Annotated in this window: 10 protein-coding genes and 1 tRNA gene; 7 read left to right on the top strand and 4 right to left on the bottom strand. The window is 66.4% G+C overall.

Annotated features, from left to right (window positions below):
* Positions 1–32 precede the first annotated feature (32 nt).
* Both CH42_RS11815 and CH42_RS11810 read left to right on the top strand, forming a co-directional pair.
* Positions 33–3,293, top strand: coding sequence for a PD-(D/E)XK nuclease family protein (locus CH42_RS11815; protein WP_053353323.1), 3,261 nt, complete (start codon positions 33–35; stop codon positions 3,291–3,293).
* Positions 3,290–6,805 carry an ATP-dependent DNA helicase gene (locus tag CH42_RS11810; protein WP_053353322.1) on the top strand — a complete coding sequence of 1,172 codons (3,516 nt, stop codon included), beginning with the start codon at positions 3,290–3,292 and terminating at the stop codon, positions 6,803–6,805. The genes CH42_RS11815 and CH42_RS11810 overlap by 4 nt, the downstream gene beginning before the upstream one ends.
* Positions 6,806–6,814: 9 nt before the next feature.
* Here the strand turns inward: CH42_RS11810 and CH42_RS11805 are convergent, their stop codons facing one another.
* Positions 6,815–8,134 carry a phosphotransferase gene (locus CH42_RS11805; RefSeq protein ID WP_053353619.1) on the bottom strand — a complete coding sequence of 440 codons (1,320 nt, stop codon included), beginning with the start codon at positions 8,132–8,134 and terminating at the stop codon, positions 6,815–6,817.
* Positions 8,135–8,260: 126 nt separating this feature from the next.
* On the opposite strand from CH42_RS11805, the gene nudC reads away from it, so the two are divergent.
* Positions 8,261–9,268 carry an NAD(+) diphosphatase gene (gene nudC, locus CH42_RS11800; protein WP_053353321.1) on the top strand — a complete coding sequence of 336 codons (1,008 nt, stop codon included), beginning with the start codon at positions 8,261–8,263 and terminating at the stop codon, positions 9,266–9,268.
* Positions 9,258–10,958 (top strand): ATP-dependent helicase, encoded by a 1,701-nt coding sequence (locus tag CH42_RS11795; RefSeq protein WP_053353320.1) that lies wholly within the window; start codon positions 9,258–9,260, stop codon positions 10,956–10,958. The genes nudC and CH42_RS11795 overlap by 11 nt, the downstream gene beginning before the upstream one ends.
* Before the next feature lie 3 nt (positions 10,959–10,961).
* Here the strand turns inward: CH42_RS11795 and CH42_RS11790 are convergent, their stop codons facing one another.
* Positions 10,962–11,984: a hypothetical protein gene (locus tag CH42_RS11790; protein WP_053353319.1), complete on the bottom strand. Its 1,023-nt coding sequence runs from the start codon at positions 11,982–11,984 to the stop codon at positions 10,962–10,964.
* A 126-nt stretch (positions 11,985–12,110) separates the two neighbouring features.
* Positions 12,111–13,535: a zinc-dependent metalloprotease gene (locus tag CH42_RS11785; RefSeq protein ID WP_053353318.1), complete on the bottom strand. Its 1,425-nt coding sequence runs from the start codon at positions 13,533–13,535 to the stop codon at positions 12,111–12,113.
* Positions 13,536–13,664: 129 nt separating this feature from the next.
* Between CH42_RS11785 and CH42_RS11780 the strand changes: the two genes are divergently transcribed.
* Both CH42_RS11780 and CH42_RS11775 read left to right on the top strand, forming a co-directional pair.
* Positions 13,665–14,798, top strand: coding sequence for a YlbL family protein (locus CH42_RS11780; RefSeq protein WP_239684031.1), 1,134 nt, complete (start codon positions 13,665–13,667; stop codon positions 14,796–14,798).
* 105 nt (positions 14,799–14,903) lie between these two features.
* Positions 14,904–17,933 (top strand): UPF0182 family membrane protein, encoded by a 3,030-nt coding sequence (locus CH42_RS11775; RefSeq protein WP_156322544.1) that lies wholly within the window; start codon positions 14,904–14,906, stop codon positions 17,931–17,933.
* A gap of 207 nt (positions 17,934–18,140) precedes the next feature.
* Here the strand turns inward: CH42_RS11775 and CH42_RS11770 are convergent.
* Positions 18,141–18,214, bottom strand: a tRNA-Met gene (locus tag CH42_RS11770).
* 253 nt (positions 18,215–18,467) lie between these two features.
* Here CH42_RS11770 and CH42_RS11765 point away from each other — a divergent pair.
* Entirely contained in the window at positions 18,468–21,770 is a 3,303-nt protein-coding gene (locus tag CH42_RS11765; protein ID WP_193392087.1) for a hypothetical protein, read from the top strand.
* The last annotated feature ends 31 nt before the right edge of the window (positions 21,771–21,801 follow it).

Below are 21,801 nucleotides of genomic sequence, written 5' to 3'. Positions count from 1 at the left end.
AGATTGTCGGCGGCGCTCAGTAGGCTGACGATATGACCGAATTCGACCCGTCGCAGGTGCACGCACGCGATCTCGTGACGCTCCTCGAACCCGGGCAGCACGCCCGCGTACTCGGTGCTCCCGGCAGCGGCAAGACGCTGGTGCTCGTCGAGGCGTTCTGTCAGGCACACGAGCGTGAAGGGTGGGGCGAAGGCGATGTGTTGGCGATCGCCCCGAACCGCCTGGTGGCCGCCGATCTGCGCGCCCGGGTCGAGCGTCGCATCGGTCGCGCCCTCGGCGGCACCCCGGTGCGTACCGCGGCGTCATTCGGGTTCGCCGTGCTTGCGCGTGAACACGCGATTGCCGGCACCGAGGCCCCGCGTCTCTTGACCGGCACCGTGCACGACGAGGTGATCGCCGAGGTGATCGCTGAGATCGATGCCCCTGCCGCAGCAGCGGCCGCTGGTCTCATTCCGGAGGTGCTCGCGACCGCTCCGTTTCGTGCCGAGCTGCGCGACCTGGGGCGCGTGCTCGACGACTACGGGCTGCAGGCATCGGAGCTGCTCGCAACGCTCGACGGTGCCGCTGCGAGCGACTCCGCGTACTCGCTTGCCCCCGACGCCGATCTCGCATCGCGGTGGCGGGTCGCCGCGCAGCTCATCGACGCGGTCGAGCGCCGACTTCTTGCCACGCGCGCGGGGGAGTCGAGCGCCAGCGCCTTGCTCCGTGCTGCGGGAGCGGCGATTCGCGCACACGGGGTGCGGTCTGACGCACACGCTTCGGGGCAGGCGTTCGCGGTGCCGCGCCTGATCCTCGTCGATGACGCGCAAGAACTCGGCGAAGGGCCACTCGCCTTGCTCGCGGCGTGCGCCGAAGCCGGCAGCAGCATCGTCGTGTTCGGCGACCCTGACATCGCGACAGGGGCATTCCAGGGCGAGCGCGCAGGCGTACTCGCGGGCGTCGACGCAGCTCTGGCTCGACGCGTCCCTCCCGAGCAACTGCGATCACGTGCCGCGGCCGGCGTGCCTGATGAAGCGTGCGTGACGCTCGATCGGGTGCATCGGCAGCACGCAACACTGCGCAGGTTCGTTCGCTCGCTCACCGATCGCATCGGTACAGCCGGTGCCGGCGCGCAGCGGGCCGCTGAGGCGGCATCGCCCGAAACGACTCCGTCCGCAGCGTCTCCTGACGCAGCGGGCGCCGCGTCGGCGGCGGCGAATGCGGTGCAGTTCGCCCGTGCCGAGTCGCCGGCTGAGCAACTCGGCATCATCGCGCACCGATTGCGCGCGCGGCATCTCGGCCTCGACGGTGGGCCAGCCGTCGACTGGAACGATATGGCGGTGATCTGTCGCAGCCGTGGCGAGGCGATGCGCGTTGCTCGCGCGCTCGCGGTGCACCAAGTGCCCACCGGCATCGCATCCGGGGGGTTGGTACTGCGCGAGCATCGGATCGTCCGAGAACTCGTGGAGTTGCTGCAGCACGCACTGGGCTTTCGAACGCTGACAGCAGACGAGATCATGCGGCTGGCGGGCGGGGTCATCGGCGGCCTCGATCCGGTCGCCGTGCGTCGACTGCGCGGCGCTCTGCTGCTCCAAGAACGCCGAGACGCTGCTGCTGCATCGCGGGCGACCGAGCCCATTGACGCGCTCGTGCTCGATGCGTTCGCGTTTCCCGGTGCGACACCCCTCGTCGACAGCGCCGGCGGTCGCACACTGCGCCGTCTCGGTCTGATCGCCCAGGCGGCTACACGCGTGCGTGAGGCCGGAGGCACGGCTCGCGAAACGCTCTGGGCGGTGTGGGACGGCACGCGACTCGCGCCCACATGGCAGGCCGACGCGTTAGACGCGCGAGGCGCACGGGCCGACGACGCCCACCGCTCGCTCGATGCGGTGATGGGCCTCTTCTACGCCCTGCAGCGACACGAGGAATCGGCGAGTGCTCAGCCGATCGACGCGCTGCTGAGCGATGTGCTCGAAAGCACGGTGCCCGAAGATTCGCTGGCGCAGCGCAGCCAGCGCGCCGCAGTCACCGTCACGACCCCGCAGGGAGCGATCGGGCGCGAATTCTCGATCGTTGCGGTGGTCGGGGTGCAAGACGGTGCCTGGCCCAATTTGCGCTCGCGCGGCTCGCTGCTGGGCACGGCAGCCCTCGAACGCTGGCTGCGCGGTGCGGCTGCGACCGCGCCTTCCCGACGCGACACGATGCATGACGAGCTGCGCCTGTTCGCCCACAGCTGTGCGCGGGCTCGCGGTGAACTGCTGGTGGTCGCGATCGGCGACGAGCAGCAGCATCCCAGCGCATTCTTCGGGCTCGGTCGTGAGCACGTGGTCGTCGGTTTGCCCAGCACGCGCCTGACGCTGCGTGGGCAGGTGGCGGCCATGCGACGCCGCGTGGTCACGGATGCAGATGATACCGAGGCGCAGTCAACGCTCGTCGCGCTGGCGCGCGCGGAGGTGCCGGGGGCGCACCCCGATGACTGGTACGGAGTCCGCCCCCCGAGCACCAGCGCGCCGCTCACCGACCTCGAAGCCGACCCTGACGCGACGGTCGGTGTCAGCCCATCGCAGCTCGAACGTGCCGAGACGTGCCCACTCGATTGGGCAGTCTCCAGTCTGGGCGGCGGATCGGGCAGCGTCCAGGCGAGCCTCGGCACACTGCTGCACCATGCATTCGAAACGGCGACCGAGCCCGACCCCGATGCGCTCCTGAAAATCGTGCAGCAGGAGTGGGCGAAGTTGCCGTTCGTCGCCCCCTGGGAAGCCGAACGCACCGAGCGTCTCGCGCGCGCGATGACCGCCGGGCTCGCCGCCTACCTCCAGGAGTTCACGACGTCAGATCGCGAGCTCATCGGAACCGAGGCGGCATTCAAGGTGCGCATCGACCGCGCTGAATTGCGTGGCATCGCCGACCGTTTGGAACGACGGGAGACCGCTGATGGTGCAGAAGAAGTGACCGTCCTCGACCTGAAAACCGGGCGCACGCCACCGAGTGGTCCAGCTTCAGAACAGCACGCGCAGTTGCAGGCCTATCAGCTCGGGGTGCTGCTCGGTGCATTCGAGACCGGGGCAGCGCGCAGCGGTGGCGCGCGTCTGCTCTACGTGCACCCGGACGCGGCGAAACAGAAAGGGTTCATCGAGCGTGTGCAGCAGCCGCTCACCGACGAAGCCCGCGACGCCTTTGCGGAACGGGTGTCGGCGGTCGCCCGTGTGATGGCGGGCGGGAGCTTCACCGCACGGGTCGAACACCACTGCTCAGACCCGCACCAGCCGGGCAACTGCCGCCTGCATGTGATCCCGGCGGTGAGCCGCGCATGACCGCTGATGCACAACGCGAACCGGTGTTCTCCGCGACCCGCATCGCTGAAATTCTCGCGGTACCGCCGTCGACTCCACTGGTGCCGACGGCCGAGCAACGCGGCGTGATCGAGCACCCGCTCGGCAGTTCGACGCTGGTCGTCGCGGGCGCCGGCAGCGGCAAGACCGAGACGATGGCCAATCGCGTCGTCTGGCTCGTGGCGAATGGCCTCGCCGCCCCCGACGAGGTGCTGGGCCTCACGTTCACCCGGAAGGCCGCCGGTGAGCTGCGCGAGCGCATTTCACTGCGCCTGGCGGTGTTTGCGGAGCGATTGCGCGACTCCGAGGAACGCGGAACCCTCGAACCCGGTGAAATCGAGCGGGCCGGTGAACTCCAAGCACTGCTCGCCGACGGGCTCGAGATTCCAGAGGTCAGCACCTACAACGCGTTCGCAGCCGGGGTGCTGCAAGAATTCGGCATCGCTGCCGGAGTAGCTCCGGGAGCATCGGTGATCGATGAAGCGACGGCCTGGCGCATCGCACGCGAGGTCGTGCTCACGAGTCACGACCCTGCGCTCATCGACAGCGAGTTGCGGGTGCCTGAACTGGTTCGCCACTTGCTCGCACTCGACCACGCGGTCGCGGACAACCTCACCTCGCTTGACCGTGTCGACCGAGTGGTCGAAGAATTCAGGCGGGTCATTCACCTCCCGTACAACGAGAACGAGATCGGGCGCGAGCCGAGCGGCAAGCAGTACGCACCGGTGCGAGACGCCGTGGCGAGCCTTGCCGAAACCCCGCTCATCACACGCCTGGCTCGAGCGTATGCCGCTGAGAAACAACAGCGCGGGGTCATCGAGTTCCCCGACCAGTTGGCGCTTGCCACCGAGGCGATCGAGCAGTCGCGAGAGGCACGGCGAGTGCTTCGCCGTCGGCACCGCGTGGTGCTGCTCGATGAAGTGCAAGACACGTCGGTCGGCCAGACGCGCTTCCTCTCACGAATTTTTTCGGGAGGGTCGGTCATGGCCGTCGGTGACCCGCATCAGTCCATCTACGGATGGCGCGGCGCCTCCGCTGAGGGTCTGCAATCATTCCATGCCGATTTTGCTCCGCGGAAGGTCGACGGGGCAGACCGCCACGAACCGGAGAGGGCTTTGCGGTCGGAACCGGCGACCCTGACGCTCTCCACAAGCTGGCGCAACCCGAAAACTGTGCTCGATATCGCGAACGCCATTGCGCGGCCGCTCGCTGCCGAATCGCTCATTGACGTCCCGGTGCTGGCGCCTCGGCCCGGAGCCGGAAGCGGCGGCGTGGAATGGCGATATCCCGAGACCGTGCACGAGGAACGTGTTGCGGTCGCCGAATGGATGCGCGACGCACGGTTGCAGCACGTCGAAGCGCACGGCGAACTTCCCACAGCCGCGGTGATCTTCCGCACGCGCGGGTCGATGGCGGCGTTCGCCGCCGCACTCGCGGAGGTCGGCGTGCCGGCGCGCATCGTCGGTCTCGGCGGCCTGCTATCGACCCCCGAGGTCACCGACGTGGTCAGTGCGCTGCGATGCCTCTGGTATGCAGACGCCGGTGGCGAGCTCATCCGGTTGCTGACCGGCCCCCGCTTTCGCATCGGAGTTGCCGACATCGCCGGGCTTCGGGAAGCCGCGCGATGGTTCGGGGAGCGTGACGTGACGCAGCGCCCCTTGACTCCCGAAGAGCGTGCGCCCGACCAGGTGCTCCCTGACCCCGACCGCACGTACACCCTCATCGACGCGCTCGACCAGATCGCCGGCATGCGTGGACTCGATCACCGCGCGCTGTCGAACATCAGCGCAGTCGGTCGAGAGCGCATGCGCGATGCTGGGCGCATGCTCGCCGCGTTGCGTCAGAGCGTCGGCGGCAGTATTGCTGAACTGATCGGCGCGACCGTGCACGCGTTGCGCATTGATATCGAACTCGACGCCAATGAAGCCGGCCCGCATGCCGGCAGCTCAGCGGCGCACGCCAACCTCGATGCGTTCACCGCGCTGGTCGAGGGTTACCTTGCGATCGACACGATCGGCACGCTGCCATCGCTGCTCGAATGGATCGAACGCGCTACAGAGAACGACGACGCTGCCGAGCACGTTGCCGCTCCCGCTCCAGGCACCGTGCAGCTCATCACCGCGCACGGGTCCAAAGGGCTGGAGTGGGATTTGGTCGCTGTTCCCCGGTTCGTCACCGGAGAGTTTCCAGGCTCCGCGCGCACGGGTGCCGGGTGGCTGCGCACGGGCCAGATTCCTGACGAGTTGCGAGGTGATGCGTCGGCGCGACCCTCGCTGAACTGGCGCATCTCGGAGACGCAGCAGGAGCTCCGCGACCGCATCGCGGAGTATCGCGAGGCGTTGAAAGTGCGTCACCTCGATGAGGAGCGGAGGCTGGCCTACGTCGCCGTCACGCGCGCCGCCGATCGATTGCTGCTCACCGGTTCGTTCTGGGGCGGTCAGATCCGGCCGCGCACCCCGTCACCGTTCATGGTCGAGCTCGTCGATGCCGGCCTGCTGGCCGGGCTTCCCGTGGAATCCCAACACGACGCGGATCCGAGCGAACGCGAGGAGCTCACGCTGCAGTGGCCGCTCGACCCGCTCGGAACGCGAACGCCGGCCGTGCTCGCCGCTGCTGACCGAGTGCGTGCGGCGCTCGACGCTGCAGATACGCGCGATGCGAGCGGTGCGCGCGACGTGAACGATGCGAATACGCGTGGCACGTCAGCGGGAACGGTTGCGGGGAGCCCGGAAGACGCCGACGACATCGACCCCGCAGTTCGTCTGCTGCTCGCCGAACGTGCAGCGACCGAACGGGGGATGGCCGCGGTGGCGCCACCCGCAGAACGACTGACCGCGTCGACATTCCACGAATTCGTCGAAGATCCGCGGGCCGCAGAACGCGCGAGACTGCGTCCGATTCCGCAGCGCCCGTATCGCCGCACCCGAGTGGGCAACCGATTCCACGAGTGGGTCGAGCGACGCGCCACCACGGCGCGCGGCACCGAACTGGCACTCGTCGGGCTCGATGACCTCGTCTGGGACCAGGGTCGCTCGCTCGACGCCGACCCGCAAGAGACCGATCCAGACGCGGCCGAGCTCGCACCACTCATCGAGCGCTTCGAGCAGTCGCGGTGGGCGCCGCTCACCCCGATCGCCGTCGAACAGGAGGTGACGCTGCCGTTCGCCGGGCGCACACTCGTGTGCAAACTGGATGCCGTGTATGCGCACGATGACGGCCGGGTCGAGGTCGTCGACTGGAAGTCTGGTCGCTCACCACGCACGGAAGCCGAACGCGCATCGCGGTTCTTCCAGCTCGACCTGTATCGGCACGCGTATGCGCAGTGGGCAGGCATCGAACCCGATCAGATCGATGTCGCACTGTTCTACGTCGCCGAGGGAGTCGAACTCACCGGCGGCGCGCTTCGCAGTCTGCCGGAACTCGAGCAGATCTGGCTCGACGCCGCAGCGCGGCTTCACGCCGGCGACGTCGCGGAGGCGCCGTCGCCAGTGTGAAACGTCTCGCTACCGCGGCGGGCCCGCAGGGAGATCGTCGTCGTCAATCGGGGCCGTGAGCTGCGCGTCATGATCACTATCGGCTGCGGCCCACCCGCTCGCGGGGAGAGGATCGATCACGTCGGTGATGCCCTTGATCACGTCAGTCGCGTTCGCATCGGTGCCCGTTGCTGCGGTGTCGGTGCCGAATTCGGTGTCGGTCGCGGTGCCATCCGTCGTGTTCGAATCCCTTGAGTCGGCGGCGTCGCCGGGTTCGGTGAGCGGCTCGATGAAGTCGGTGTCGACGCCGAACATGCGATCCTCATCGAGACCCTCGAACGCCGCAGTATCGGAGTGCGCCTCGTCGATGATCGGCGTCTGCGAGAGCAGTGCGATGACCTCGGCGGCGTCGAGCGGTGCCGCCGCAACCGCCGCGGTGAACGCGGCGCCGAGCGCGCCGCCCGTGCCCACCAGACGGTCAAGCATCGTCACGGCATCATCGATGACGGCCTGATCATGCGATTCGGTGCCGTGGAGCAGCCATCGCGCGACCTCAAGCTCGTGGTAGAGCGCCGCTCGGGCCCGCAGGTGGGCCAGCGACTCGCTGTTTCGCGCGCGCGCATAGCGTGCGATGACCGCATCGAGCACGTCGGAGCTTCCCTCGAGCAACCAGGCGAGATCTGACGCGGGATCGCCGACGGCCAACTCCGACCACCCCAGCACGGCGGTGATCCGGTCGTCGTCCACGCGCATGAGCTCGGCATCGAGTGAACCGTGCACCATCGTCGGAGTGAAGTCCCAGAGGTCCGCCGTCTCGAGCACGTGCGTCCACCGGCGACGCACGGTCTCCGGCAGCAATCGCGTGGCGTCGGCGCGATCGACGAGGCGCGTCGCGAGCAGGCGCAGATCGGTTGCGGTGCGCACCGGCAGGCCCCCGTTCTGTGCCACCGTGATCGGAAGTTCATGGATGGCAGCGATGGCCTCGGCGATCGGGCCGAGCAAAATCGCGTCGTCGGTGAGATCACCGGTCGAGAACCGCGCACCATCGAGGTGCGTGGTCACGACCGCGCGAGAATCGCCGGCTCGGGTCAACCCCATCGTGGTCGGCACAGCGAACGGCAGGCGACTGCGCGGCCCGTCGGTGAGCGCCGCGAGTCCCAGCAGCTCAGCAGACTGTTGCACCTCCGCGTGCTGAGTGCGCGGCACCCGCACGAGCAACTCGGCATCCTCCGTGACGACCACCGCTGCGACGAACGTATCGTCGTTTTCATACTCGCGGACGCCGAACACCGTGAGTCCCGGCACCGCTGAGGTCGACAGCGCGGCTAGAGTGAAAGGGATGCTGGCCATGTACTCAGGGTATGCACGCGCGACGGTCATGCCGCTGCGCCACGCGCACCGAGTCGCAGCCCGCTGGCAACTCTAAGCAGCGACGCGATCCCCGGTCGCCGGGGGCCGCGCACGAGAGGGGAACTCATGACCTCGGATCGGCCACCACTGGCGAGCGGAGCGCTCGATCGTGACGCTGCCACGCGTCTCGACCCGGAACTGCTGCGCTCCGCGATGTCGGATCCATCCGCACGACTCCTGATGATGCGCGGTGTCGAGATTCCGGTCATCGACACGAACGAGTCGGTTGCAATCGCGTGGTCCGTGCCGAGCGCACTCGATGTTCCCGGGGCGGCGGAGAACGAGACCCACACCCGGGCCCCTGAATCGACTCCCGACGTCTATGTCGGGCGAATCGACGGAGCTCCGGTATTCGCGCGGGCGATTCCTGCGCAGGGCTCGGGGGAGACGGTGGAGGCGGGCGAAGCTGCTCCCGAGTCGCCGACCGGTCACCCCGAGGCGCAGTGGGTACACCCATTCCTTATCGGGGCTCGATTGTCCGATGCCGAACGTGAGGCGATCGGGGTCGCGTCGGCGCTGCTCCGCTGGCATGAATCCGGGCGTTTCTCTCCGCGCGACGGTTCACTGACCGCGCCGGTGCAAGGCGGCTGGGCCCGGCTCGACGCGCGTGGCGGGGAGCACTTTCCGCGTACCGACCCCGCGGTCATTGTGTTGATCGAGCACGAAGACCGAATCCTGCTGGGCTCGAATGCGCTCTGGGAAACCGGACGCTTCTCACTGCTCGCCGGTTTCGTCGAAGCCGGCGAATCACTTGAACAAGCCGTCGCCCGCGAAGTATTCGAGGAGTCGGGCGTGCGGCTCGACGACATCACGTACGTGACCTCGCAGCCATGGCCTTTCCCGCGCTCACTCATGCTGGGATTCCGAGCGCGGCTCGCCTCCGGGGCCGACCCGCAGCACTTGGTCGCCGACCCGGCCGAAATCTCCGAGCTGCGGTGGTTCACCCGCGCGGAGTTGCAGCATCCCGCTCCCGATCTGACGCTGCCGATGCCGCTGTCCATCGCCCGCTGGATGATCGATCGATGGGTGGCCGAGGGCGACGACCGCACCCCACAGGACATCCGTGAGCACTGACGCTGACGCGATCCTCGATGCGCTCGACCCAGAGCAGCGAGAGATCGCCGAGAGCCTGCGCGGGCCGGTCGCTGTGCTCGCCGGTGCGGGCACAGGTAAGACGCGCGCGATTACGCATCGCATCGCCTACGGCGTGCGGACGGGCGCGTACGACCCGGAACGGGTGCTCGCGGTGACGTTCACCCGCAAGGCCGCGGGGGAGTTGCAGGGGCGACTTCGCGGCTTGGGTGCCGAAGGCGTGCGCGCGCAGACCTTTCACGGCGCCGCACTCGCGCAATTGAACCATTTCTGGCCGCAACTGGTCGGCGGCGCGGCACCGCAGATGCTGCCCGGCAAAGTGGCGGCGCTGTCGCAGACCGTCGAATCGCTCGGCTTCCGACTCGGGGGTGAGGCGCTTCGCGACGTGGCCTCCGAGATCGAGTGGCGCAAGACCAGCATGTTGAGCATCGATGCCTATGCCGAGCGCCTCGATCGCAGACCCGTGCCGCAAGGCTTGACCGCCGAACAGCTTCTCGACGTGCACCGGGGCTACACGTCGCTGCTCGAACAACGACGGCAGATCGACTTCGAAGACGTGCTGGTGCTCATGACCGGCATGCTGGAAGCTGAGCCGCGGGCCGCGCTCCAGGTGCGCGAGCGCTACCGGTTCTTCACCGTCGACGAATACCAGGACGTCTCGCCGCTGCAGCACGCGCTCCTCAAAGTGTGGCTCGGCGACCGTGACGATCTGTGCGTCGTGGGCGATGCGAGCCAGACGATCTACTCGTTCGCCGGGGCGTCGAGCGGGTACCTGCTGCGATTCCGCAGCGAGTACCCTCGGGCGCGCGAGATCCGCCTGGAACGAAACTATCGATCCACGGAGCCGGTGGTGCGTATTGCCAACCGCTTGATGCGCGATCGCCCCGGGGCGCTCACCCTGCGAGCCGCTCGTGACGATGCAGCGGGTCGCGGCGTGGCCGCGCCGACATTCGAATGGTTTGCCACCGAACACGACGAGGCCGCGGCCGTTGCCGGGTCGATCGCCGCAGCAATTCGTTCGGGGACGCCGGCCTCAGAGATCGCCGTGCTGTATCGCACGAATGCGCAATCGGCGCGGATCGAGGAGGCACTGCGCCAGTTCGAGATCAGCTCCCGCGTGCACGGTGCCCAGCGGTTTTTCGAACGCGCCGACGTGCGGCAGGCCGTCATGCTCATTCGCGGCGAGGCGAAAGTGGCTGATGACCGGCCGCTCTTCCAGATCGTCAGCGACGTGCTGCGCTCGGGTGGGTGGAGCGCCAAAGCACCGGAGGGTGCTGCGCAACGGGAGAAGTGGGAGGCGCTCGGAGCCCTGCTCGGCCTGGTCGACGAAATGCCCCCGGGCACGAGTATTCGCGAGTTCAGCGAGGAGTTGCTCGCGCGCCAGCGGATGCAGCACGAACCCACCGTCGAAGCGGTCACCCTGAGCGCGATCCACGCGGCAAAGGGTCTGGAATGGTCGCTCGTGCACGTGGTCGGGCTGAGCGAGGGATTGCTGCCGATCGCGCACTCGGACACCGAAGACGCCATCGATGAGGAACGTCGACTTTGCTATGTCGCCTTTACCCGAGCGCGCGACCTGTTGAGGCTCTCGGGCGTTGCGGGCGGTGCGCGATCGAGACGCCAGCCCTCACGATTCATCGCTGAAGCCGGAATGGTCGCCGCAGGGGGTTAGGCGTTATTCGCTGATGGCCTCTCGCGGTGCATCACGACCCCGCGAAGCGGTTGCCGAGATCGGCGACGTCGTGCAGAGGCACTCGGGATGGGCGGAAACCGTTTCGATATCGATGCTGGCCTGGTGCAGGGCCTCGGGGCTGGTGATACGCGTCTGGGTCAGATGCACTGACGGGTCGTGCGCGAGCCAACGGCGCACGTAGTCGGCAATGTGCGCGGCCGCCAGCACTGCGGCGTCGCCGCGCTCGCTCGCAACTGCAGACGCGGAAAGCTGGGCGGCTAAGGCGGCAGTGGCGCCGTCGGCTGCGACGCGGTGCAGCGTCAAACACGTATGGCAGGGCCCGCGGCCAGCAACGATGAGCGGGCCGACGACGACAGCGCGATCAGTAAAGCGAACCAGCAAATGCGGAATGCCGCGCATCGCCCATCGATCGGCGCGCGCGAGTGGATCCCAGTATCGTTCGACGATAACGGCGAGGTCTGCCTCCCTTGCCGTGTCGGCGTGCGCGATTGCGGTCTTCCGGTCAGATGCCCCACCGACTCCGGCGTAGGGGTTTCTGAGCCAGTTCGAATCGTCGATTCCTTCGGATTCTGCGATCATGCGCACCCCACACGCGAGCAACCCGAACTTCAGTGCAGGTGAGGGGCGGGCGCCCTGGCACACGACAGCTCTGAGGGCGCTCGGTTGGAGCTTGCGTGCGTCAGCGCTCGGGGTCTGCACCTCTGCCCCGTCTGTGACGGGTTCGACAGCGACGGTCTCGACAGCGACGGTCACCGGTGCAAGCGCGTCGATCACGGCGCGCGCATCTGTGAGGGTGGCCCCGACCATCATCGCCTCGATGTTGAGCCGGTCCGCATCCACTCCGCGACGGAGCGCACTTACGAACCGCTGCTGGCCGGCGCTGGGGGAGTGGAGTCGGGCGACAGCGCGTTCGAACCCCCAGCGCAAGGTGTGCGGATCTTCCCAGCACACGGGAACATCGGTGATGAGCTGGATGCGCTGCGGAGTTCGCTGTGATGCCTGCATATGAGCAGTGTGGGTGCTCCAACAGCGCGAAACTCAGTTATGCACAGGTCGCGCGGCCCGACGCGCGGTTACGCCCTCATCCGCTGGAGTGTGAGCGCATCACGGATGCGCCGCACGAGCCGAACCTCAGTGGCGCGGCTCGTCGCCGTCGCGGTGATCCTCCCCGTCTTCGCCACCGGCATGCGGCGGCAGCGACCCATCGAGCAGCTGAGCCAGCGCAACATCGAAGTCATCGACGGCGGCATCCGCAGTCGCTCCCGCGAGTCCGAGGCGTTCGAGCAGTTGCGCCGGGTGATCCAGTTCCACAGACGTCGGCAGCAGGTCAGGGTGCGCCCACAGGCCGTCGCGAGTGGCAATGCTGCTGCGCTCGCCGACCAGTCGCCACAGAGCCGCAGCCTCGCGCAACCGCCTCGGCCGCAGTTCGAGACCAGCCAGGGCGGCGAAAGCGTGCTCGGCCGGGCCACCCGTCGCACGGCGTCGACGCACCATCTCCGCGACCGCTTCAGCCCCCGGAATGCGCTTCGCCGCATCGGCAGTGACGACGTCGACCCATCCCTCGATCAAGGCGAGCATCGTTTCCAAACGTTCGTGGGCTGCCTCCTGCGACTCAGATTTCGGAGGGATCAGGGCACCATTCGAAATCAACTCTTGGATCTGCTCGGGGTGCGACGGATCGATATCGCGCGCGATCTCCTCGATGCGGTCGGTATCGATGCGGATGCCGCGCGCATAGTCGCCGATCGCGCTCAGGAGATGCAGGCGCAGCCACTTCGAATGCCGGAAGAGCCGGGCATGGGCGAGCTCGCGAATGGCGAGATAGAGCGTGACGGTCTCGGGATCCTGATCGAGCCCCTCCGCGAATGCCGCGACGTTTGCCGGCAGCAGTGCGCCGCCCTCGCGTCCATCGCCGGAGAGCAGCGGAATACCGATGTCGCCCGCAGAAACCACCTCGCCCGATAGTCGACCGACGATCGTGCCCAACTGCACGGCGAACAACGCGCCTCCCACGCTGCGGAGCACCGGCGTCGCGCCCTGCAGTGCCGCACTGAGTTCCTCGGGCATCTGGCTTTCGAGCGCGTTCACCAGAGCGGCCGTGATCGACTCGGCGACGGGCTCGGCAAGCCCGACCCAGGTGTCGATCGACTGCTGCACCCACTCGATACGGGAAAGCGTGCGCTGGGCGTCGGGCGTGGGGCCGAGATCGGTTGCCTCGTCGAGCCAGAGTGCTGCGACCGGAAAAGCGCGAAGCGCAGCGGCCGGATCGCCGGCACCGGCACCGTCGCTTGCCACCTCGATCGCCGTCTTCCGAGCGACCGACCAGTCGATCTCTTCGGACGGATGCTGCATGGCGCCCTGCAGGGTACTGAAGAGCCCTTGGAGCGTCTGCGGATCGATGGGGATGCCGGCTGCTTTGGCGAATTGCTCGGGATCGAACCCGTTGGGAGGCGTCGCCCCGGTGCCCGAGAGCATGTCGCGCAGAATGCGCTGCAGCTCTTCGTAATCGCCTCCGGAATCCGGTCGTTCGACGCCGTCGTGGTCGTTCGCGCTCATGGCCGCCCCTCCGTTGTTGCTTCCTGAATAACGCTACGGCACCGTGCTCAGATGCGCCTGCTAGATTGACCGTCGCACGGCGATTTCCATTGCGCCGAGTGCGAACAGCACGGGGCATCAAGGAGTGAGTTGGGCAAGCAGGATGTGGGCGCGAACCCCGGATCGCAGGTTGGTCAGACGCGCGCTGCGCGGGGCAACCGGCGGCTGTGGGTGGCTCTTGCCATCGCGATCCCGGTGCTGCTCGCCGGAGCGATTCCGTCTCCCTACGCCATCGAGCGTCCCGGTCCGGTCGTGAACACCCTCGGCGAAGTCGAGATCGATGGCTCCGCATCACCGGTACTGAACTTTGGCGACGCCCAGACGTATCCGACGACTGGCACGCTGAACCTGCTTACGGTGCAGATCCTGGGGAGCCCGGAGCAGCATCGCAGTTGGCTCTCCCTGCTTCCCGCGGTCTTCGATCCATCCCAGCGGATTGCGCCGCTCACTGACTTCTACGCGACCGGCGAGACCTCGGAAGATCGTCAGGCGCAGAACACGGTGCTCATGTCGAGTTCGCAGGCGACCGCAGCCGCCGCGGCATTTCGGGAGCTCGGCGAACCAGTAGGCGTCGAACTCACCGTGGCGAATGTCGCGGAGGGGAGCGCCGCCGATGGCGTGCTTCGCGAGGGCGACCGCATCACCGAGGTCGACGGCGACGCGGTCGTCGATTTCGCAATGCTGCGGCAGCGCACCGCCGATACTGGGGCCGGCGGCACCATGCGCATCAGCATCGAACGCGAGGGGAAATCGCAGACCGTTGATCTCTCGCCCACCGTACCGAGCGGGGGTTCGGAACCGTTGATCGGCGCGACCATTTCCATCTCGTACGATCTGCCCAGTCCCGTCGACATCGAGCTCGAAGACATCGGCGGGCCGAGCGCCGGAATGGTCTTCGCGATCGCGATGGTTGACCGACTGACGCCGGGTGATCTGCTGAACGGTATGACCGTGAGCGGCACGGGAACAATGGCCGACACCGGAGAGGTCGGTGCGATCGGGAGCCTCGAGCAGAAGATGTGGGCGGCTTCGAGGGCCGAGAGCGATCTGTTCCTCATGCCGATCGGCAATTGCAGCGACGTGCCCGAGCACGTTCCGGACGGCTTGAACGTCGCACCGGTCGCCACGCTCTCCGAGGCGATCGACGCGGTGCAGCTCGCTGCCGACGGCGGAACCCCCGCCGGGCTTGAGCGCTGCAACGCGGCGACGGCGATCGCGCAGTAGTCGCGCGTCGCCAGAGATACTGACCTCGGGTTTTGTCAGCCCCGCCCGATAGGGTGAAGTGATCCACCCCGCCCGGCACCCCTCGGGTGCGCTCAGGACAGGAAAGTGAACGAAGACGTGACCGACCCGAATAGATCGGCCGAGGCGACCAGCCAGCGCCGACTCTCGCCGCTCGCCATCACCATCATGCTGGTGGTGGCTCTCATCCTTGGCTTCCTCGCCGTCGCCGCAGTGATGGCCGAAGTGATGTGGTATCGCCAAGTGGGGTACTTGCCCGTGCTCACGACCCAGTGGGTCGCGGCGGGCGTCATGTTTGTCATCGGGTTCCTCGGCATCGCCGTGCCCGTGTTCCTCGCGATCGACATCGCCTATCGACGCCGTCCGGTGTATGCACGCCTCACCGCGCAACTCGATCGGTATCAGGAGCTCTTCGAGCCGCTGAGGCGTCTGGTGAAGTGGGCGCTCCCGGCAGTCGTCGGCCTGTTCGGCGGGTTCAGCACCGCCACGCAGTGGCAGAGCGCGCTGCTCTGGATCAACGGTGAGGCAACCGGCGAGAAAGACGCACAATTCGGCCTCGACATCTCTTTCTACCTCTTCAATCTGCCGATGCTGCAGGGCATTGTGGCGTTCGCGTCAGCCGCGACACTGCTCGCGCTGATCGCCGGCGTCGCGACCAGCTACCTGTATGGAGGCATCGCGTTCGCCGGTCGCGATGTGCGTGTATCGAAGGCGACGCGCATTCAAGCCGCGGTGCTCGCCACCCTCTACCTGCTGCTGCAGGCGGTGAGCCTCTGGCTCGATCAGTACCGCACCCTGACCGGCTCGAGCGGCATCCGCACCGGTGCGCTCTTCCAAGATGTGCACGCGGTGATTCCGGGCAAGCAGATTCTCGCGGGCATTGCGATCATCGTCGCGATCCTGTTCCTCGTCACCGCCTTCACCGGCAAGTGGCGACTCCCGGTGATCGGTACCGCACTCTTCCTCGCATCGAGCATCGTGCTCGGCATCGGCTACCCCTGGGGTGTGCAGCAGTTCCAGGTGGGCCCCGACGAGAAGAGCCTCGAAGCCGACTATATCGAACGCAATATTGCGGCCACGCGCACGGCGTACGGTATCGATGACGTGCAGGTGGAGCGTTACGACGCATCGACAGATGCCGAGTCCGGTGCGTTGCGCGACGACGCGACGACGACGGCGAACATTCGCATCATCGACCCCGAGGTCGTCTCGCCGACGTTCTCCCAGCTCGAGCAGATTCGCCAGTACTACCAGTTCCCGACGTCACTGAACGTCGACCGCTACGAGATTGACGGCCAGGTCGAAGACACCGTGTCCGCGATCCGCGACATCAATATCGAGGATCAGACCGGCTGGTACAACCGTACGCTCGTGTACACCCACGGGTATGGGCTCGTCGCGGCATTCGGCAATCAGCGCTCGCCGGGCGGTGAACCCGTGTTCCTCGAAAACGGCATCCCGACGAGCGGCAAGCTCGGCAAGTTCGAACCTCGCGTGTACTTCGGCATGGACTCTCCCGAGTATTCCATCGTCGGCGGGGAGCGGTCGAAGGCAATCGAGCTTGACTTCCCCGCTGACGCGGAGAGCACGGCCGAGGCCTCAGCAGAAGACGCGACCCCGGCTGAGCCCGATGCCGCCGAGTCTGAGCAATCTACCGAGGAGCAAACCACCGAGGTCGCGCCCGATGGTGAAGAAATCGCCGAGGAAGGCGGGCGTCAGAACATGACGACGTTCTCCGGCGACGGCGGTCCGGTGCTCGATAACATCTTCACCAAGCTCATTTACGCCCTGAAATTCCAGGACATGGAGGTGCTCCTCTCGGGCGCTGTCGTTGACGGCTCCCAGATCCTCTACGACCGCAACCCGGTCGACCGCGTGCAGAAGGTGGCGCCGTATCTGACGATCGACAAGGCACCGTACGCTTCAGTGGTCGATGGGCGGATCGTGTGGATCGTCGATGGCTACACGACCTCTGACAATTACCCGTACTCAGAGAAATCGGACATGAACGCGTTGACGGTCGACGCCGACAACAAGGAGCGCGATCCGCTCGGCAAGCCGATCAATTACATTCGCAACTCGGTCAAGGCGACGGTCGACGCGTATGACGGCACCGTCTCGCTCTACGCTTGGGATACCGAAGATCCCATCCTGAAGTCGTGGGGCAAGATCTTCCCGGGCACGCTCAAGAACGTGTCTGAGATGAGCGGTGATCTGCTCAGCCACGTGCGCTACCCGAGCGACTTGTTCAAGGTGCAGCGCGCCATGCTCGGCGAGTACCACGTCACCGACTCTGATGCCTTCTACTCGGCAGAAGACAAGTGGCGCACTCCCGATGACCCGGTATCGAGTGCGTCCGCCGGCGCGCAGAAATTCGCTCAGCCGCCGTATTACCTGACGCTCGCGGCAGGCGCGGATGCGGAGCCGAACTACTCGATCTACTCGACGTACATCCCATCGCAAACGGGCGAGGGTTCGCGAGACATCCTCACGGGCTATCTGGCTGCCAACTCCAATGCCGGATCGAGCGACGGAGAAGTGTCGAAGGACTACGGAACGCTGAAACTCCTGCAGCTTCCGAAGGGCGACCCGATTCCAGGCCCCGGCCAGGTGCAGAACAGCTTTACGACCGATTCGAACGTGTCGAACCTGCTGAACATCCTGCGACAGGGCGAGAGCGAAGTGATCAGTGGAAATCTGCTGACCTTGCCGGTCGGCGGGGGGCTGCTCTATGTGCAACCGGTCTACGTGCAAGCGAAGTCGGGCACGAGCTTCCCGATTCTGCAGAAGGTGCTCGTATCGTTCGGTGATCAGATCGCCTTCGAGGACACGCTCGATGAGGCGCTCGACGCACTCTTCGGCGGCAACTCGGGCGCGGATGCCGGTGACACGGGAACCACACCGACCACGGAAGATCCTGAGACGCCGAGTACCGGTGACACCGGCAGCAGCAACTCGGGTGGAGATTCCAAGCCTTCATTGGACGCGTCGTTGAAGGACCTGCAGGAGGCCTTCGCTGCCCGCGATGAAGCCATGAAGTCGGGCGATTGGGCCGCGTACGGCGAAGCTGACAAGCGCGCCAAGCAGGCGCTCGAGGACGCGCTCGCGGCGGAGTAGCGGGCGTCTGATCCGACAGCTGGAGCCCCAACGATGGCATTCGTTCGGGGCTCCAGCTGTCTCTGCGCGGTCGAATCTGCGGACGACAAGTGGTCCGCTCACACTGGCGCTGTCGAGAGCACAACGAATGCGAGTGAGTGACTGCATCCGTTCGTAAACAGCGAAAGGCCCCTGATCTGAATCCCAGATCAGGGGCCTTTCTCATCGTTGCGGGGGCAGGATTTGAACCTACGACCTCCGGGTTATGAGCCCGGCGAGCTACCGAACTGCTCCACCCCGCGGCACAAAAATCTATGATAGCACGCCCGCACATGGTGCGCAAGCATGCGGTGCCGTCGGGGTGTGGATAGCTCCTGCACGCAGCTCGAGTGCTCGGCGAAGATCGCTCCACGCCATCCGTCACGCCGCCCGGATGGTGCGGTGTTGTCGCGGCCTCGAGAGGAGCATCACATGTTGCATCGCCCACGATTCGTTGGGAAGGGGCGCCGATCGTTCGTGCGCAGGAAAGGGCGGAGGTCGAGTGGCGGTGCCCGGATGCTGGGCGCTCTGCTCGTGACGGTGATGATGATCACTGTGGGCGTTGCCGGAACTCCTGCGGTGGCAGAAGCCGTGCCCCGAGGGGAGCAGGTCACGTTTCCCGGGGGAGTGACGATCAGCAATTTCGTGATGCCGAACGGCACGCGGGCGTACTGCGTCGAAGTCTCCATGGGGGAACCATCGGGCGTGATCTCCGAAGCCGGGAGGCTGTCGTATTTGCTCGGCCGAGAGGGCAGGTTTCCGGCATTCATGGAAACTAGCGGAATCCGGCAGATGAATTACCTGATCGATCAGCACGGCCAGACGCGCGATGCGTGGACCGCGGCCGCAGTGCAACTGACGATCTGGCGAATGCGTGAGCGCTTTCAACCGGGCAATGCCACGCTCGACCGTCTGATCGGCGTGCTGCAGAGCTCGACTCGTGGGCAAGATCTGATCCAGGCATCCGATCGACTGTATGCGGAAGCACGTGACGCGGCCGTGCCGCCGGCGAAGCCACGGCCGGTCACCGGGACGCTAGGTCTCACACGGGTCGGCGGGGCAGAAAGCCTCGAATTCCGATTGACGTATCCCGCAGGTACCACTTCAGTGTCGGTCACCGGGGGCACCTTTGATCGCAACGGAGCAGCGAGACTCGCCGTTTCAGGCCGAGGAGGTGGCACCGAACGGGTGACCGCCAGCGCCGATGCCGGCGAACTTCGCGCCTCGGGTTCGTGGGTTGCCCAGGGCGCTCGCGGCTGGGATGCGCTGCTCGATGTGTACAACACCTCTACGAGTTCAGGTGGGGTGGGGCAGCGCATCGTGGTCGCCACCGGGAGCTCGACACAATCGGACCTGACCGGACGCTTCGCCGAGGCTGCTCACGATGTCCCGCCGCCGCTCGCACCGCCGACTGCGGCCTCCCATGCGCTTGCTGCTGCAACGGTCGGTGGGGTCATGTACGACGAACTGATCGTCACGCAGCAGCCGGGAACACGCTTGCGCATGTGGCCGGAGGCCACAGCAGAATTTGTGGCGTACCTCGAGCCGGAGGTCGGTGCGGTGAAATACGATGCATCGTGGAAGCCGAGACTCGGTGCGGCCTACGAAGCGCAAGCGGAAGATCCGGAGTCGGGAGTGCCGCTCTGGCACGAATGGTGGGCGGATGCCGATGGGAAGCCCCTTCGAGATGCTGCGGGCGAACCAATTCCCACAACGGATGCTGCTGGTGCCCCGACCACGGGGGTTGCCGCAAACGGCACCCCGTATCCTCAGCAAGCGGTCACTGCGAATGGCATCCCTCGGACGGATGCCGAGGGAAACCCTGTGCTGATGCAGGGGCGAGACGCAGTCATGGAGCAGCGGCAAGATCCGGAGCGTTGGAGCGCTGAAGAACTCGCGGCGCTCTCGACCGAGCAGCGCTGTCTGGCTCAGCCGGTGTTTACGTCTGCGAACATCGACGTGCCCGGTGCCGGGACGGTGCGGTCTGAGGAGACTCCGGTGCGATCCTCGGGAACCATTCACTGGGTGGAACGCGTGAGCTCATCCGGAACATTGGTGCACGAGGGCGAATGCGGAGTCGCGAACGAGACGACGAAAATCGACCAACCAGGAATCGAGACGCAGGCGCTCAGCGATGCCGTGCTCGGTGACGAAATCTACGACGTCGCAATCGTCTCAGGGGCACTCGCGGAAGGCGCGGAATACTCCGTGCAGTTCGACGCGTACCGGGCTCCGGAGACCGAATCCGGCGAATGGGCAGCTGAGGCAACCTGCACCGCCGCGAATATCGTGTTTCGTTCGGCGGCTGTGCCGGTGACCGACGTCGGCGAGGTGCGCTCTCCGAGCGTCGTCGCGACGCCCGAACTGGGAACACGTATTTGGTGGGTTGAAACGCTCCGTCTCGAAACGTCTGACGGCCCCGAGGTGCTGCATCGCGGAGCGTGCGGTCTTGAGAATGAGACGACGAATGTTGGGATGCCGGTCGTCGAAACCCTTGCGGTCGAAACGTCCCCTGCCGGTGCGGTCATCACCGACACCGCGATCGTTTCGGGCGGCATCGCGGAGAACGCAGGCGCACGCTGGGAGATGACGTTCGCGGGATACCGGGCCTCCAGCGGCTCGGCTGAGTCGAGTGACGATGACGCTGATCGGTCTGGTAAATCCCCGGCGGTCTGCACGGCCGAGAATCTGCTCTTCGAGACCGACCCAGTTCCTGTCTCGGGGCCAGGCGAAGTGCGGTCACCAGAGGTGATCGCGGAGCCCGAATGGGCGGGCGCAATCTGGTGGGTGGAGACGCTGTGGCTGATCCAGGATGATGCACGCACGGCGCTCCACACGGGGGAGTGCGGTCTCGACACCGAGACGACCGTCGTCACGAAACCGGAGGTCACGACGCACGCAAACGCAGCCGTCGCAATGGGAGATCGCATCTCTGACACGGCGACCGTCACCGGGGAGCTCGCTGCCCGTGACGGGGCCGAGCACCAGATCGTCTTTCGCGGATATCGGGGAGAGGCGTCGCTGACGGGTACTCCCGCAGCAGTCTGCACCGACGAGAACCTCCTGTTCACGACGGATGCGGTTGCGGTCACTGAAACGGGCGATGTGCAATCTCCCGAAATCACGGCTCTGCCGGACTTCGGTGACACCGTGTGGTGGGTCGAAGAGCTCTCGCAGCGGGACGAACACGGCGAACGGGTGCTGCACACCGGAGAGTGCGGGTTGCCCGGCGAAACCAGCACCGTGCAGACTCCGCTGGTGCGTACCGAGTCGGCGGGGTCGGTCGAGGTCGGTCAGCCGATGTTCGATACGGCGATCGTCACCGGCGCGTTTCCCAAGCGCGAAGATGTTACCTTTCTCGTGCGCTTCGCGGCGTTTCAACGAAGCTCGAACGGTGACCTGAGTTGCGCCCCGGAGACAGATATCCCAGACCTGAGTGATCCGGAAGGCGTTGAAGTGACCGGTCCGGGTCGTTTCGCTTCACGTTCGGTCGAGACTCGCCAGGCTCACCTTGGCCTGGGCGGATTTGTCGAGACGCTGGTTATGGTCGTCGACGGCCGAGAGCACGTGGTGGCTCGTGGCGAGTGCGGGGCGAGTGATGAGAATTTTGAGGTGCGTCTACCAGGGGTCCCGCCAACCGAGCTTCTAGCGCAGACCGGCGAAGCTCGCGGCCCCCTCCTCTGGTGGATCGCTGGCGGCGGCATCGCCCTCGTCGGCGCCGCGTTGCTGGTGCTCCGCGTCGTGCGTCACCGTCGCGAGCCACTCGTGCACGAGTGCCCGGACCTGAGCGAGGGAGGATGTATGCCGACGCGTGACTGACGCGTTCTCGACGGCGCCGTGCAGGTGCGGA

Source organism: Leucobacter musarum subsp. musarum (assembly GCF_001273845.1).
GTDB lineage: Bacteria > Actinomycetota > Actinomycetes > Actinomycetales > Microbacteriaceae > Leucobacter > Leucobacter musarum.
This window is presented reverse-complemented; position numbering and strand designations above follow the sequence as displayed.

Coding starts and splice junctions, on each gene's coding strand:
- CH42_RS11815 (WP_053353323.1), top strand. CDS start 33: ATGACCGAATTCGACCCGTCGCAGGTGCACGCACGCGATCTCGTGACG.
- CH42_RS11810 (WP_053353322.1), top strand. CDS start 3,290: ATGACCGCTGATGCACAACGCGAACCGGTGTTCTCCGCGACCCGCATC.
- CH42_RS11805 (WP_053353619.1), bottom strand. CDS start 8,134: ATGGCCAGCATCCCTTTCACTCTAGCCGCGCTGTCGACCTCAGCGGTG.
- nudC (WP_053353321.1), top strand. CDS start 8,261: ATGACCTCGGATCGGCCACCACTGGCGAGCGGAGCGCTCGATCGTGAC.
- CH42_RS11790 (WP_053353319.1), bottom strand. CDS start 11,984: ATGCAGGCATCACAGCGAACTCCGCAGCGCATCCAGCTCATCACCGAT.
- CH42_RS11785 (WP_053353318.1), bottom strand. CDS start 13,535: ATGAGCGCGAACGACCACGACGGCGTCGAACGACCGGATTCCGGAGGC.
- CH42_RS11765 (WP_193392087.1), top strand. CDS start 18,468: ATGCTGGGCGCTCTGCTCGTGACGGTGATGATGATCACTGTGGGCGTT.